Origin of the sequence: Melioribacter sp. Ez-97, from assembly GCF_051488665.1 — a bacterium.
Classification (GTDB): domain Bacteria; phylum Bacteroidota; class Ignavibacteria; order Ignavibacteriales; family Melioribacteraceae; genus Melioribacter.
Window position 1 is genome coordinate 259,732 of record NZ_JBPSEG010000001.1, and the last position, 15,500, is coordinate 275,231.

Genomic DNA, 15,500 nt, shown 5'->3' on the forward strand with positions numbered 1-15,500 from the left:
AAGTCAATTTAACGAGTACCGGAGATAAATGAAAGTCGATATCAAAAAGAAGGAAAGAGTAAAAAGAATATTCGATACTATTTCGCCCAAGTATGATTTCCTGAATCACTTTTTGAGCGCCGGCACGGATTACTATTGGCGAAGAAAAGCTATAGAACTAAGTTCGTTTAACAGCGAGAGTATACTGCTGGATATGGCGTGCGGCACAGGCGATTTTGCAATAACCGCGCGTAAAAAAGGAGTGAAAACTATATTCGGCGGCGACTTATCCCTTAATATGCTCTCTCACTTTAAAGACAAATCTGAATGGATTAACGGTCGTCTTGTGCAATGCACGGCGGAAGAGCTTCCGTTCAAAGACAATACTTTTACAAATATAACGGTCGCTTTCGGCGTAAGAAATTTTTACGACATACAAAAAGGCTTCGACTCATTCAGAAGAGTATTAAAAGAAGGCGGGAAAGTAACAATACTCGAATTCAGATTGCCGGCAAACAAGTTTATTCGCGCAATTTATCTGTTCTACTTTAACAAAATTCTGCCGGCGCTGGGCAGAATAATTTCCCGCGACCCGGAAGCTTATCGTTATCTTCCCGAATCGGTGGGCGAATTCGACCGAAGAATAGATCTCGTAAAACTATTAAAGAATTCGGGATTTAAGAACGTAGAAAAATATTCGCTCACGATGGGGCTTGTTCAAGTAGTAATAGCCCGGAAATAATCACCCCTTCAGCTTAAGTATTTTCTCTTTCAGTTCCTTAAACGCCATAGAGCGATGACTTATTTTATTTTTTTCCTCGAGTTCGAGTTCGGCTAATGTTTTATCGTACCCTTCCGGGATAAAGATGGGGTCGTATCCGAATCCGTGTTCTCCCGCAGGAGTTTTAGTAATTACTCCTTTCAAATATCCAACGGCTTCCAGCAAATTATCGCCGTCATAAAAGACTGCGTGGCAAACAAACCGGGCGTTATGCGGTTCGGGTTTGTCTTCCAATTCTTTTAAAACTTTTTTATTGTTATCGTCAAACGTACAATTTTCGCCGGCATACCTGGCGGAAAAAACTCCGGGGCGTCCGTCGAGCTGCTCTATTTCAAGCCCCGAATCATCGGCAATAACCGGAACTTTATAGACGTCATATATTGTCTTAGCTTTAAGAAAAGCGTTTTCTTTGAATGTATTACCCGTCTCTTCAATTTCGATATTATTTCCCAAATCATACAACGAATAGACCTCAAGCGAATTGCCATTTAAAATATTTTTCACTTCCTTATTTTTTCCCTGATTCTGGGTAGCGAAGATAATTTTCATATTATTTTGTTTCTCCTTTTTTGTTTGCCGCAAAAATTTCATCCATTTTTTCGACCGCAAAACGTAGATGCGGAATAACGATTGAACCTCCGACAATCAAGGCGATATTGAATGTTTCGTATAACTCCTGTTCCGTGGCTCCTTCTTCAATCGCTCTGTCGATATGGTAAAGAATGCAGTCGTTGCATCTCAGCGCCATCGACGCTACCAGTCCCATTAGTTCTTTAGTTTTTGCGTCGAGCGCTCCTTTGTAATATGCCTTGTTGTCGAGCGCAAAAAATTTATTGAAATCTCTGAAGCCCGAGTTTAGTATTCTCTCGTTCATTTTGCTTCGATATTCCTTAAAATCCTTGATGGAAGAACTCATAGTGTCTCCGTTTTTTGTTGCAAAGATAATAATAATTGGATTTATCGGAGAATGCTTTAGACGTTATTTTATCTTAATATAGCAAGTTTGTTTATTGCAGAAATTCTTTTATCGCCATAATACAGAACCGCATGATAGAGATAAACGCCGTTTGCAGGGAAATTGCCGTCCTCGTCGCGCCCGTCCCAATAGATTCTGTTCAGATCATATTTCAACGAATTTCCTTTCACGACTATTTCCTTTATCAATCTCCCCGCTACCGTGTATATTTTGATTTTTAATTCGTCAGGAACCTGCGTCAAACGGAAAGTAAAATAGGTCTCGCTTTCAAACGGATTCGGATAATTATATACATCCAATAAGCGTGGCTTATCGTCCGTCCTGAAGCGCAATGATTTTATCAGTTTTGTTGAATCGCTATAAAAATTATACGCTAAAACTTCGAGAAGATAATCCCCCGCCGACAGATTGGGATTGTAATAAACAATAATTTTAGGATTATTATCGCTGAATATATATTGAATATTATCATTTGAATAATTGACCGGCTTTCCGTTTAAAAGTATTTTCATGTAAGAAGTATCGTTAAGTTTTCTGAATGAATAATCATAAAGCTCAATTTCTATTTGCGGCGTTTGGGATATATATTCACCGTCGTAAATTTCACGTCCGTCAATTCGAACAGCTATTTCCTGTCCGGCATCCATTTGCCGCACGTAAAATTTCCCAGTTGTACTATTATTGTCTTCGTAAATTTCTTTAATTGTGTTTCCAGGGTCTATAAGGATCTCATATTCTGTTTCACCGTTATAACTTTCGGTTGTTATCGATTGCGTAAAAGTCTTGCTTTCGCCGGATTTAATTGTGTCAACCGAAATTAACAATTTTTCTTTCTTATCGATCAGGACTTCGATGTCGAAATCAACCGCCGATTCCTCTCCTGCATTTACTAAATCGAAACTAAGCAAAGCGTTTTCTCCCGCATAAAACGTGTCTTTATTTGTGGAAACTGACTCGTACCGGATGATTAATTCAGGAGGTAATGTTACATCCGCCGCAATATATTTTAAGAACTCCTTTTGTACTCCTTTATTCTGACTGCTTATAAAGAAAAAAACACTTTTGTATTTCTTATTATTTAGAATGCCGTCGTATACAACGGCAGTATCCACAATTAGAGTGTCGAATGAATTATCTTCCATTTTACAGAGAGCGAGCGCTTCTGCGTCAACTTCTGAATCAAGATATATTTTATGAATCTGCGAAAAATTTACTATTCCCGGCGTAGTTAAGTATCCTGACGGATATGATACTTTTTTGTGTAAAACTATCGACGCTAAACCGTTATAACGTCTTTGATACTCTTCAAGGATTTGGTTGCCGCCCTTTTGACCCAGCAGACACCAGGAGTCACGATAACCGACGCTGTCGATCAGTTTGCTTCCCAGTTTTTTAATTGCTTCGCGCACCGGATTGCCGCCTTTATAACCGATTACCGATTGATAGCCGTCGTCGCAAACAGCCATGGCTACATAATATTCAGAGCTCAATGTATCGATGAATTTTATTAATTCTTCCGCCGAATTTGACGAAGGATAGAGAAAATATTTTGTTGCAACTACGTTCAAATCGGCGGTATCTAAGAGAGCGGCGACAATCCCCCAGAAATATGTCGTCGGGAAATATTCGACATTGTCAATTTGCAAAGAGGCGACGCTGCCCGCTGTCTGACCCGCAGAGACCAACTTTAGAGTTTTTTCTTTATCTAAAAACGACCAGGCTTTAGATGCGCTATCATAAGTCAACCCGTGAAATTTGGTCTCGGTTAAATCGAGCGGCTCTGCAAATATCCAATCATATCCGTAAGGAGCAAACGAATAAGTTTCAGACCAAAGAGTGTCGCTATAATTTTTGAAGCGGAGCCATATTCGATTGTTCATATGTTTATCAGACAGTATGAGTTTAGTAAATGTATTGCCGAAAGGTATTATTAATTTTTCGGCATTCGAGAAATTTCGATTATCCGCCAATTCAATTTCCAGCTTGCCGCTCTCGACAAAAGGAGGATTCAAAAACACCAAAGTATCTCTAAAGCCGGAATACAATTGACTTCCCGTCAACAAACGTACGTCCGACGGGCGCACATAAAATTCCGTCTGCCCCGAATTATTCGAATCGTCATATTCATCAATTTCATTATTATAATCCAGAATGCATTTCAAAAAATGTTTCCCCGGACGATTTTTGACATTCAGATCAAAACGCAAGGAATTTCTGAATTTATAATTGGCGCATCTGATAATTATTGTATCCGTAGATCCGCTCCAGCTATGCTCGATCTTAACATAATAAGAATCCTCCGCGCTTTTTCCGTAATTGTAATATTTAAGATTAACGCCTATGCTTTTTTGATTGTCTTTAATTATTTCACTCGAAATCGAAAAAGATTCCGTCCCCATTACAAGGTCGGGTTTTTCAGGCAATCTGATTTTTATAATCGGGTCGCCGAATAAATGACTGCAGTAGCAAAACACTTTCACAACGTCATTCAATCCGCTGTATTCAATTAATTTTTTCTTGGCGTCGATAAATATTTTACCGACGGGCGAAATCGTGTCGCTGAGAAAAAAATTATAAAAAAGCGGCGGGAAATTGAGAGAAGTCGACAGATATCCCCAGCTCGAATTTGCGAGATACGCAATCGCCTGTCCGTTTTCATTATTATTAGTAAATTCCTCTGCAAACGATACGATATCGGGTTCGGCAAATTTTCCCGTAGAGCAACCGAAATCGGTAATCAGAGGATTGCGATCCTCGTAATTATTCATCAGGTCGTTTACGCTTAAGATTCCGTTATCCCAGGTCTGAACTCCGCTGTGACCGATGTAAGAGATTATTACGGCGCCTTCCTTAATGGCTTTTTCGACAGTGTCGGACGGCATATTACTAAAATTCGAGGCGGGATTTAATGTTTTATAAAAATGGACTCCCCTCCCTTCAAACGGTGGCGCGCCCGTAAAAGTATGAAAAATTTTATCGTTTACATCTCTTAACATTTCCAGCTGTTCGGGTTTCGAAGGATCGCCGCCGCTGAAGAACATAAAACTCTTGTTCCAATCGTCATAAGGCTTTGCCAGGTACCGACGATGTTTTTCAAGATAAAAACGCACCTGCTCGTTATTAACAGCGGGAATCCTGCCCACAGCCATTTGCGGAATCGGAATGGAATCGTTCCAGATAACAAACCAGTTATCGCTTACCGGGTAACCGTATGACGGGACAATATTTTGTCTTCTAACAGGCGGGAGAGGTTTGAATTTATTTTTATAGTCGTAGTTAGCGTCGCCAATTAACAATAAATATTCGGGCGGATCGTTTATTTGATTGTAATAAATCTCTTGCAAAAATTCTTTTATTGCTTCGGGGAAAGGATAACCGAAAGAATAGAGGTCGTAAATTTCTTCAATCAAAATTACTTTTACTTTTAAATCATATTTGTCTTTCAGAAATTCGCCGTACTCTTGCACAGATTCAGTTAAATCTTCCCGGGTAATAATTATATAGTCCGCCGGCGATTCTTCCGGTAAATTTCCGAATTTTCTTTCTCCGCAAAAAATCGGTTTTTCAATTTCCCGCTGATTCGCAATAAAATAAGCATCCCCGTTTGCGACAGTATCAAGAAAATAATTAATTCCTCCTCGATCTTTTATTATATTCATTTTAGAATATACCGGGTGAATTTTGTAGGCAATAAAATTTTCAGAGTCGGATTCGGGATAGAACATAATGGCATTTACGCGCCTGTCGATTTCAGCATCCGCTATTATTTTTTTTGTTCCATTAATATGATTTCGCGAATAATATTCAACGTCAACCCAGTCAATCAGTGATTGATTGAACGAAGCCCGGGTCGGCAAAGAATAAAGAGAAAGTATATTTCCGGAGCTTTTAACATTATCAAAATCCGCACTTAAATTTACGGTTTGTCTGAAATCAAAAGTTGCGGTATCGCCATATTCCAGATCATTGAGAGAGAAGCAAATTCGATGCGCATCGTCGTTCACATCCGCGGAATTACTTATCAGACGAGCCTCCGCTTTAATTCCTCTTTCGGGAATTAAATCGTTCAAATCCAGATTCAAACTGAATTTACCGTTGCCTCCGATCGCTCTCCACGTCCATACTTTATGCTCCTGCCAGAACGGCAACTGCGTTCGGGGTTCCGCAGCGTCGTAATACCAGAGAATATTGTCTTCTTCATAATGTTTTTTTGTCAATGAATAATCGATCGTATCGACATTTCCTTTTGACTCTATGCTCACGGTATTAACTCTCAGAACATCCTCCGAATTTAAAGATAGCCAGACAATCGTAGTATCGGTATACCTGTTCATATAATCGATATAATCTTCTCCTTTGCGCACGACCTTTTTATAATCTTGATGGTTTTTATTTACGTCAGAATAAAATTCGATATAATCTCCTTCGTCAAAGACGCCGTCGTTTTTATCGTCAACATAAACCGGAACGGGCACGCCGTAATTATAAATCTGAATTTTATCCGACATTATCATAGTTTCTTTCACGCCGATATCAAGCAAGTCTTCGTAATATATTCTGTATATTCCTTCCCGGGCTATCTTAAATTTCAGGTAATCGCCGACTCTCCGGCGCCAATTATTTTCTTTGAATGATGCCGCTCTCTCAACTGTCGCCCGCTTATTCGTTCTTATTATAAGTTTGACTTTATTAAATTTTTTAACGGAGTTTTTCTTCCATTCGTACTGTTGCATACATACCTGAACGGCGGCATAATAATTCCCGGACAAATAAACAGTGCCCAGATATTTAGTTAATGATACGGGATAAACGTCCGAGTCCGTAATATATGAGTCATAGACTTGCTCCGTTCTGCGGTACGAAATCACGCTGTCGTTTTCTTGAGATATTAACGGATTAATAATTATGCGGTTTTCTTTACTGAAATCTAATATCTGAATATTGATGTCCGATAAAGATTCTTCCGGACTTCTTAACGGCATAAATACGGTTACGTATTTCAAGGAAGGAGCTCCGGGCTTCGACTCGTCAATGAAAGTCGATAATTCGTTATCCGGGAAAGAAATTGTAGTGTCGTAATAATTATAATTTCTTTGTGGAAAAATATCGCCTACATACATTACGAATAACAAGAGAGCTATGATACAACTTTTCATATTACCCCGTCTGTTTACTTTTCGTAACTTAAGTTTTTCATTCTAAAGAGGAATTTCGGGATGCCGACTAGATATCGCTTTCCGTACTTTCCGGGATTTTCATAAATTCTGTAGAACCATTCCAGCCCGTACTTTTGCATAATTAACGGAGCCCTTCGCGCCGTACCCGTGTAATAGTCCATAAACGCGCCGCAACAAACAATAATTTTATTTTTAATAAACTTTTTCAATTCAAGCGCCGTATATTCCTGGCGAGGCTGTCCCATACCGATCATAACCACATCTGCCCGGTTTAATTCTTCTAATTTTGACGACCAGTCGTATTTGCTGCAATAGCCGCTTGTATAACCCGTTAGTTTTATCGGAGAAATCTTTTTTCGCAACGATTCGACATTGTAGTTCCCTCCGACAAAGTACATTTTCATTTTCATTTCGTTAAGAATTCCGAGGAATTTTATGAGTGCGTTTGTGAATAAAATTCTCTCGCAGCGTATATTTTTGAATAATGCGGACAACCACAACCCCGTGCCGTCCCATACACAAAGGAACTCCCTCGAGATACTTTTAAGATATTCATTATCATTATGCAGAAGGTTCACCGTATTTTGATTTATATATGTAATAAGTTTTTCAGTAGAGTTACCGTAAGTTATTGTTCTCAGAAAGAGTTCTTCTTGAGTTATCAGATTAATCGATTCTTTCCGTATAATTAATTTCATTTTTTCCTCTGAAGAATTTACCCGGATTCATAAATTTCCAACAAACATTTTACGTATTCGTCTGAGGATGTAATTTTCTTAATATCTTTTTGAAGAGAAATACCTGCGCTCCGGCAACTTTCCAGGTTATCTGCGACATAACGGAATAAATTCAGCAGCTCCGTTTTATTGCCGGCTTTGAACAAAAATCCGTTTTCATTGTCGTTAATAATTTCCGGAATCCCGCCGACGTCCGCAGCAATGACAATTTTACCCCAATATCCCGCTTCGAGCAGCGCATAAGGCAGCGCTTCGTTATAGGAAGGATGTACGAGCACATCCGCCAGTCTATAATATTCTTCCGGATATTCCGTATATCCGACGAAAATCAGCTTGTCGGAGCCATAATACGCCAGGTGTTTATCAATAATATTGCCCGCTAAAATTAGTTTCACATTTTCGTTTACGCCGCTAAACTCCCGGAATACTTCGCAGAGATAATCAATCCCTTTTTCCCCGCCGATTATTCCCATATAGAGAAATACTATTTCGCCCGGTTTAATATTCAATGACATTCTGTTCACATGATGTACCGGATAATATTTTTTGTACAACTCCGGATCAATGCAATTATACAGCACATGAATTTTGCAGGACGGCACATCAAAATTTTTCATGAGATAATCAGCCAGATATTTACACGGCACGATTATCCTGTCCGATTTGAACGAAATATTCCTGAATCCGAATACTTTACTGTGTACCGTAGCGACGGTTTTCTTAAATCGCTTTCTCAATATGTTTGAAATAAGTTCCGGGTATCTGTGATGACTATGCACAATGTCGATATCGTTATTAACGATTTTACGGCGGAGACTTTTCAAATTACCGGTTACATTAAAAATATTCTTTATGCCGCTTTCGAATCCGATAATATCGACGTCGATATTTTGCAGAGCAACGTCGTTCATTGCCATACGGTTATTTGTCAATAAAGATATTTCGATTCCATGCTTATTCAACGCAAAAAGCAAATGCCTCAAATGGGTATTCGTTCCGCTGGCATAAGCAAAGTACGGGGCAAAATGCATTACTTTCATCTGATTATCTCTTCATAAAATTCTTTTGTATTACGCGCCGCTTTTTCCCAGGTAAACTGAATAGCCGTTTCCCTTGCGTTTGCCGATAACAGTTTCAGATTATAATTACCGCAGACAATCTTTTGAATTAATTCGCGCAGCTCCGGCGGACTCTTCGAATGATATTTCAATCCGTTTTTTCCGTTAGTTATAAATCTCGATACGCCGATAAAATCGGGGACGACAGGCACTACGCCGTACGACATCGCTTCGAGCGTAAAAGTTGAAAAAGTTTCGAAGAATGGCATTTTAATTACGATGTGCGCTTCCTTAAATAAATCATTCATTTCTTTGCCTTGAATAAAACCCTCATACACAATTATCAGATTTTCCGTTTTTTGTACAGTTTTTCTTTCGGAGCCGCTTAACACTGTCAGAAGCAATTGAGGTCCTCTTATGTCCGCAAGAATCTCCGTCAGTTGTTTTAATCCTCTGTCATTATTTCCGAAGCCTTTATAGAATAATATTCTGAACGCGCTTGCGAAATTTTGTTTCTCATCTTTACTTGAAACAGATTCTACTCCGTTATGAATAAATCTTATTTTGGCGCGCCTGATATTATATTTGCTTGTTAGTTTTTCCGCCTGATATTGAGAATAGATTAATAATAAATCGGAAAATTTTATAGCAATACGTTCCAGCAATAAATCTTTTAATCTGCCGTACGGTTTATCGTTTTTCGATTCTTCAAAGAATAAACCGTGTAATGTCGAAACTATCTTAATGTTCTTCAGTTTAGCAAAAATAAAAAGGGGGATTTCAAACCTTTCGAGGGTTGTAAAGTGAATCAGGTCGGTTTTGTATTCAAATAACTTTAATGCAATACGTAAAGTTCCGCATTTAATAACTCCGGACTCTAACTTTTCGTATCCCGTGAGTTTTTTTAATATGCTTCTGCAATCGAAAAAATACGTAATAAAAATATGTTCGACCCCTTCCGCAAATATATAATAGCGTAGGGCTCTCGAATATTTAACGGGAGCCGTTACATATTCGTGATAATATCTGCCAATAAAGCATACCCTCATCTTACCGATGCTTTAGTGAATGGATAATTATTCGGACAGGATTTGATTATTTTTTAGAGAGCCAGATTTCCGGATTTTGATAATTGCGCGAGTTCCATATTTCGAAATGAAGAATATTTCCTTCCAGACTTTCGTTTACTTTTCCTATCGCGCTCCCTCCGCTTATTAGCTGCCCCTCTTCGACGTAAATTTCTTTTATATGACCGTATACCGTTCTGAATTCGTCGCGGTGCGTAACAATAACAACGCTGCCGTAGCCCGGAATCCATTCGATAGCGGAAACTACTCCTTCGGCTACCGCGTAAATATCTGCGTCTTCCGAAGTCAATATATCCACGCCGTAATTAAGCGTAACAGTATTTAATTTTCTGTTACGGTTTTCGCCGAACTTTCTGACTATTTTGCCCTTCCTAACCGGCCAAGCAAGGCTTCCTTTGAGGAGCGAGAAATTTTCCATTTTATTATAATCATAATTTTTGCTTAAGTCCAGCATTTTTTCGTTTTCCTTAAGCATCAATTCTCTTCTCTGCCGTTCCTCTTCAATCAACCGTGCAATTATATTTTTAATTACAATTTCAGCTTTCTGCTTCGATTCAATTTCCTCGGACAGATGTTTTTTATCTTTTTTCAAAGCGGCTATCAATTTTTTCCTTTCGGTTTCCTTACGCGCAAGATTTTCCTGTTCCGCTTTTTTTTCGGCTTTCAATAAAGTCAACGTTCTTTTTTCTTCTGCAACTTTGTTTTTTAATTTAACCAGATAGTTCTTGCTGTCCCTCAGCGATTTGAGGTCTTTCTTGTTTTGTTCTGTTATGCTTTTGAAATAACGGTAACGCTTAAGTATTTTCGACGGGGACGACGTATTGAGCAAATATTTAAGATAAGACTTGCCTCTGTATTTATAAATCCAGACAATGTATTTAGAATACTTTTCCTGCAATAATTTGATTTTATTTTCAGTGTAAGCGATTTCATTTTCGAGTTCGGCGATTTGCCTTTCTTTATTTTTTTCTTCTTTGACTATATTGTTAATAATTTTTTGGAGCAGCGTATTTTGACGCGTCAGATTTTCTAAGGCTTGGAGCGATTCTTTTTCTTTTTGCGTTTTTTGGTTTAATTCCCATTCCAGTTTCGCAATTTCGCTTTTGAGATTTTCCAATTGCTCGTTGCGAAATTTAATGCTGTCCGACGCCTGAGCGTAAACCGAACTATAAAAAAAAGCTGGTATCAACAAAAATATTTTCAGACAAGTCTTCACAACTCTTCATATTTTGTGTCGGGAGGCAATTCAAACAAAATATTCGACGAGCTGTCGTTAATCGACACTTTTTTATAATTGATCTGTAACGACTGATTATTTTCGGGAAACTTCATCGATACTGTCAAGGGTACGGAAATATTTTCAAATTCTTTATAATTATCATACGTTGCTTCGACGATGCTGCGTTTATCCGATTTCCCTATTTTAATTTTATTCACAGTAAAATTTTTTGTATTAATTTCATATTCATTAATCGTTCCCGAAGTCGAGTCGATATATTTTACGTACGAGTAATTTTCGTTAAAGACGTAGTCATCCGGTTCGGTTCTTAATTTGTCGGATAAATCGACTCCGCCTGTAAATGCGTCGATCAACATATCGAACGGCAGGTCAATTTTGAGAGCTTTTTGAATTGCCGCCTCGTCGGTCTTCCCTTTATAAGCCTTTTTATTAATAGCGTCGTAAAATAAAAAATTATCGCGCGTAATTAATATTTGCGCCAGTTCGATGCCGAACGGTCCGTAAACATCGACTCTCACGGAATCCGGCTTTTTTATATTTACCTCGATGCTGCTTTCTATTGTTGAATTTCCGTTTTTAATATTGATCGTGCCGGCTGCGGAAAAAGTTCTAACTTTACGTCGATTTGCTTCGAGTTTGGTTATCAATCTTTCCGGCGAAAGTATTCTTTCGTTTGAAATTTCTTTCGATGCGCCGCAGCCCGCCAGTAGGGCAGCCAGCGTTAAAGCCGTTAGAAATTTAATAGCTTTCAAATCTCACCTTTTTCGATTTTTTCTTTAATCTTTTTGTTATTACTGTTAATATCGTAAGCCTTATTCCAATATTCCATGGCTTTGGTTTTATTTCCCATCATAAAATAAACGTCGCCGAGATGGTCAAGAACAGTGTCGTTGTCCGGTTCGACGCTCAATGATTTTTCAATATATTCTTTTGCTTTACGATAATCCCCCAAACGGAAATAGATCCATCCAATCGTATCGAGGAATGATGAATTTTCCGGTTCGCTTTCGACTGCTTTCGAAGCCATTTTCAACGCTTCGTCCAAACGGATATTTCTTTCGGCGAGCGAATAGGCATAATTGTTCAGCACAATTGCGTTCGAAGAATCCAGTTCGAGTGCGTGCTGATAGAGCGAATCGGACATTTTATAATTTCCTTCCGACTCATAAATCATCGCCACCGTGCCAATCAAATCGACATTGTCCGGTTGAAGAAGCAGGGCTTTATTCAAATAAACGAGAGCTTCGTTATTTTCTTTAAGTTGATTCAACGTATAACCGTAAGCTGATAAAGCCGTTATATCGTCAGGGTTCAAATTGACGGCTCTTTTTAAATAAATCTTCGCTTCGGCGTGTTTATTGGTTTGAGACAAAGCGAGTCCGTAAATTAAATTAATCACGAAATCATTCGGGAACTTATCGGCGGCTTCGGACATAAACTCAACAGTCTCGTCATATTTGCGCGAATCAAACAGCAGTCCGCCGGCGCGAATCCAGACCTGTGCATTCCACTCGGCAAGCTTTGCCGCTTTACGAAAATATTCGATTGCTACAGAATCGTTGCCTAGCTTCAATTCGATTTCTCCAAGGTATGCGTTTACCTGCCAATCGGACGTATCGCGGTCTATCTTTTGAAGAAATTTACGGGCTATATAAATATTATTCGAGTCTTTTTCCGCCGCGGCATAAAACAATGTGGCGAGCTGCAGTTTATCAGTCAATCGCAGATTATTTCGTTCGAATATTTCTTCATAAACGCGCGCAGCTTCTTTCCAATTGTTTTGCTTAATATAGATATTCCCTTTTTGCTGAAGCAGCCCGAAATCATACGGATAACTTAAAAGCAACTCGTCGCACAATTTAAATGCCTTTTCGTACTGCTCCGTTTTCGTATATGCGTCGATCAACAATTTCTGCAAATCGAGATTCGAGGGATTCAGACGAGACAATTCTTCGAGAGTCTCAACCGTTTCTTTTTGGTTGCCGATTCTTTCGTTTAATTCCGTCAATCTCACCAGGATATGCCATTCGGGCCCGATCGAGGAGATGAGTTTTTTATAAATCTTTATAGCTTCCAGCGGTTTGTTTTTTTCATAGAGCTGTGCCAGGTTGTAATATGCGTTGATATTGTTCGGTTCGATTTCAATAATTTTTTTGTATACCGCAGCCGAGGAATCGTCCATGTGCGAAACGTCATAAATCGTCGCCAGAAGGAAAAGGTATTCGGGATTATCGGGGTCGAGCTCAACAGCCTGTTTGGCGTTTGTTAGCGCAGGAGCAAGACGGTTTATTCTGTATGAATTTTTTGCAATTGCATAATAAATGCCAGCCGACTTTTCATATTCAAGCGCCTCTTTATATTTACTGATTGCGTCCCCGTAATTCCCTTTCATTTCGTAAATATTGCCTTCAATAAATTTGCTCAACGCAACCGAAGAACTATCGAACTGAATCCCGCCGTTCCAATCCTTTACTACTTTTGTAGTACAGGAAACCGACAGAAGAAGCATTAAGAGTATGACTATTTTTTTCATTCTTCCAATTTAATTAAGTAGAGAAATAACCGTGAAAATTATTTTTTTGACAAAGATTGTTGATTGTATTGTCAAATTTCTTTTCATATTTTAGCGTCAAAAACGCTATGACAAAATACGACTTAGCAATTTCATATGTATGGGAATACGATACCGAATTTGTTCAATTGATCGAAAAAATATTTCAGGAAGATAAATTAACAACATTTCTGATATCATACCATAACGTCGAAGAAGTTATTGAAAAACTAAAAAACAAAGAACTCCATTTCAATGCATATTTAGACCGCGCATCGGACGTCGATTCCGACTACGAGCCGATAACGCAAATCCTCAAAAAACGTCGCGCCTATTTAATAAATCCGCACAAGCGCGTACACAAATTTACAAATAAATCATATATGCATCGTTTGCTGAGCAAGAAAAATCTAAGCATCCCGAAATCGTATATTCTGCCGGCGTATTATTTCGACCACTCGCTGAAGATAACCGAAGACGACCTGGAGAAGATAGGAAAACCTTTTGTAATAAAACCCGCGCTTGAAACCGGCGGCGGAGAAGGCGTTATAATCGACGCCTATACATTAAAAGAAATTCAAAAAGTCCGGGAAGAAAATCCGAAAGAAGAATATATAGTCCAGGAAAAAATAACGCCCGTCGCTTTCGGCGCTCGCAGAGCGTGGTTTCGTGTGTATTGGGCTTTCGACAGGGTAATTCCTGCATGGTGGAACGATCAGACTCATATTTACGATATTGTTACTAAAGAACAAATAGAAAAATACAAACTGGAACGGCTCTTTAAGATAACGCGAAAACTTGCCAAGTATACGCGTATCGATTATTTCTCGACGGAAATTGCCGTATCGAAAAATCATAAATTCTATATAATCGATTATATAAACGATCAGTGCGACTTCAGATTGAAATCGAACCACGCCGACGGCGTTCCGGACGAGATAGTCATTAAATTCATAAATGAAATGAAGAAAAAAATAAAGTCCCTAAAAAAATAGATCTTCTTCGATCGTTTCGAGTAAAGCGAGATAACTCTCGTATCTTTCTCTCGATATTTTACCGTTCCGGTAAGCTTCTATTACGCCGCAGCCGGGTTCGTGATAATGAGTGCATGTATTGAAACGGCAATTTTGAATGAACTCTCCGAATTCAATAAAGAAATGCCCCAGATCTTCTTTTTTGATGCCGTAAGGGTCTATCTCACGAATGCCCGGAGTGTCAATTACAAAGGTATTCTCCTCTACTTTTTTCATTACAGCCGTAACTGTCGTATGTCTTCCGCGTCGATTATAATCGCTCACCTTGCCGACTTTGAAATTCAAACCGGGATAGAGTTTGTTCAGAATACTCGATTTGCCCACGCCCGAATGCCCCCAGAAAACGCTGACCGAATTCCTGATAAATTCTTTAAGTCCGCTTATGCCTTCATTGTTTACGGCGCTTGTTTCAAAAACTTTGTATCCGATTGATTGATAGAGATCGACAAATTTTTTACGCTCGTTCGATTTGTCCAGATCGATTTTATTTATAACAATCGAAGGTTCAACGCCTGAACTTTCAGCCACCACGAGCATCCGGTCGACAAGACGATTATTGAATTTAGGCAAATCCCAACTGTTGACGATAATCATTTTGTCCACATTGGCGGCAATAACCTGTTCGAGTCTTTCGCCGCGGTAGGACGCGCCTTTCATCCTCGGAGCTTTTCTCGATATATGATTTTTCCGTTCGAGAATATCTTCAATAACGCCTGTGCCGTCTTCGTTCAAGTTAAATTCTACAACGTCTCCTACGGCTGCAATATCAAGAGTAATCAATTTGTCTTTCTTTAATTTATATTCATTTAAAATTTTTCCCCTCAGAAAGCAGCGAATTTCGCCGCCGTTATCGTCGAGCACATAATAATCTTTGCTCTC

General features: G+C 38.9%; 12 protein-coding genes. 2 read left to right on the forward strand and 10 right to left on the reverse strand.

Going from position 1 to position 15,500, the window contains the following annotated elements; all coding sequences use genetic code 11:
* Positions 1–28: 28 nt before the first annotated feature.
* Positions 29–721: a bifunctional demethylmenaquinone methyltransferase/2-methoxy-6-polyprenyl-1,4-benzoquinol methylase UbiE gene (gene ubiE / locus ACSSWA_RS01040; protein WP_437354744.1), complete on the forward strand. Its 693-nt coding sequence runs from the start codon at positions 29–31 to the stop codon at positions 719–721.
* On the opposite strand, the gene rdgB is transcribed toward ubiE, so the two are convergent.
* The 9 genes from rdgB to ACSSWA_RS01085 form a co-directional block, all read right to left on the reverse strand.
* Entirely contained in the window at positions 722–1,309 is a 588-nt protein-coding gene (rdgB, locus tag ACSSWA_RS01045; protein WP_437354745.1) for an RdgB/HAM1 family non-canonical purine NTP pyrophosphatase, read from the reverse strand.
* Between the two features lies 1 nt (position 1,310).
* The gene (locus tag ACSSWA_RS01050) at positions 1,311–1,676 is read right to left on the reverse strand and encodes a carboxymuconolactone decarboxylase family protein (protein WP_437354746.1); all 366 of its coding nucleotides are present in this window, start codon (positions 1,674–1,676) and stop codon (positions 1,311–1,313) included.
* A 68-nt stretch (positions 1,677–1,744) separates the two neighbouring features.
* Positions 1,745–6,892, reverse strand: coding sequence for a C25 family cysteine peptidase (locus tag ACSSWA_RS01055; protein ID WP_437354747.1), 5,148 nt, complete (start codon positions 6,890–6,892; stop codon positions 1,745–1,747).
* Between the two features lie 14 nt (positions 6,893–6,906).
* Positions 6,907–7,611, reverse strand: coding sequence for a WecB/TagA/CpsF family glycosyltransferase (locus tag ACSSWA_RS01060; RefSeq protein WP_437354748.1), 705 nt, complete (start codon positions 7,609–7,611; stop codon positions 6,907–6,909).
* 17 nt (positions 7,612–7,628) lie between these two features.
* Positions 7,629–8,690 carry a glycosyltransferase family 4 protein gene (locus ACSSWA_RS01065; RefSeq protein WP_437354749.1) on the reverse strand — a complete coding sequence of 354 codons (1,062 nt, stop codon included), beginning with the start codon at positions 8,688–8,690 and terminating at the stop codon, positions 7,629–7,631.
* A complete protein-coding gene (locus ACSSWA_RS01070) occupies positions 8,687–9,757 on the reverse strand; it encodes a glycosyltransferase family 4 protein (RefSeq protein WP_437354750.1) in 1,071 nt (356 codons plus the stop codon). Before ACSSWA_RS01070 ends, ACSSWA_RS01065 begins: the two co-directional genes overlap by 4 nt.
* Positions 9,758–9,803: 46 nt before the next feature.
* Entirely contained in the window at positions 9,804–11,012 is a 1,209-nt protein-coding gene (locus ACSSWA_RS01075; RefSeq protein ID WP_437354751.1) for a murein hydrolase activator EnvC family protein, read from the reverse strand.
* Positions 11,009–11,788, reverse strand: coding sequence for a DUF4292 domain-containing protein (locus ACSSWA_RS01080; RefSeq protein ID WP_437354752.1), 780 nt, complete (start codon positions 11,786–11,788; stop codon positions 11,009–11,011). The genes ACSSWA_RS01075 and ACSSWA_RS01080 overlap by 4 nt, the downstream gene beginning before the upstream one ends.
* Positions 11,785–13,569, reverse strand: a complete 1,785-nt coding sequence (locus ACSSWA_RS01085; protein ID WP_437354753.1) for a tetratricopeptide repeat protein — start codon at positions 13,567–13,569, stop codon at positions 11,785–11,787. The genes ACSSWA_RS01080 and ACSSWA_RS01085 overlap by 4 nt, the downstream gene beginning before the upstream one ends.
* A gap of 107 nt (positions 13,570–13,676) precedes the next feature.
* Here ACSSWA_RS01085 and ACSSWA_RS01090 point away from each other — a divergent pair, with 107 nt between their 5' ends.
* Positions 13,677–14,582 (forward strand): ATP-grasp domain-containing protein, encoded by a 906-nt coding sequence (locus tag ACSSWA_RS01090; protein WP_437354754.1) that lies wholly within the window; start codon positions 13,677–13,679, stop codon positions 14,580–14,582.
* On the opposite strand, the gene rsgA is transcribed toward ACSSWA_RS01090, so the two are convergent.
* Complete coding sequence (rsgA, locus tag ACSSWA_RS01095) at positions 14,571–15,482, reverse strand: ribosome small subunit-dependent GTPase A (RefSeq protein WP_437354755.1); 912 nt, start codon at positions 15,480–15,482, stop codon at positions 14,571–14,573. The two genes, ACSSWA_RS01090 and rsgA, sit on opposite strands and share 12 nt — an antisense overlap.
* Positions 15,483–15,500 lie beyond the last annotated feature (18 nt).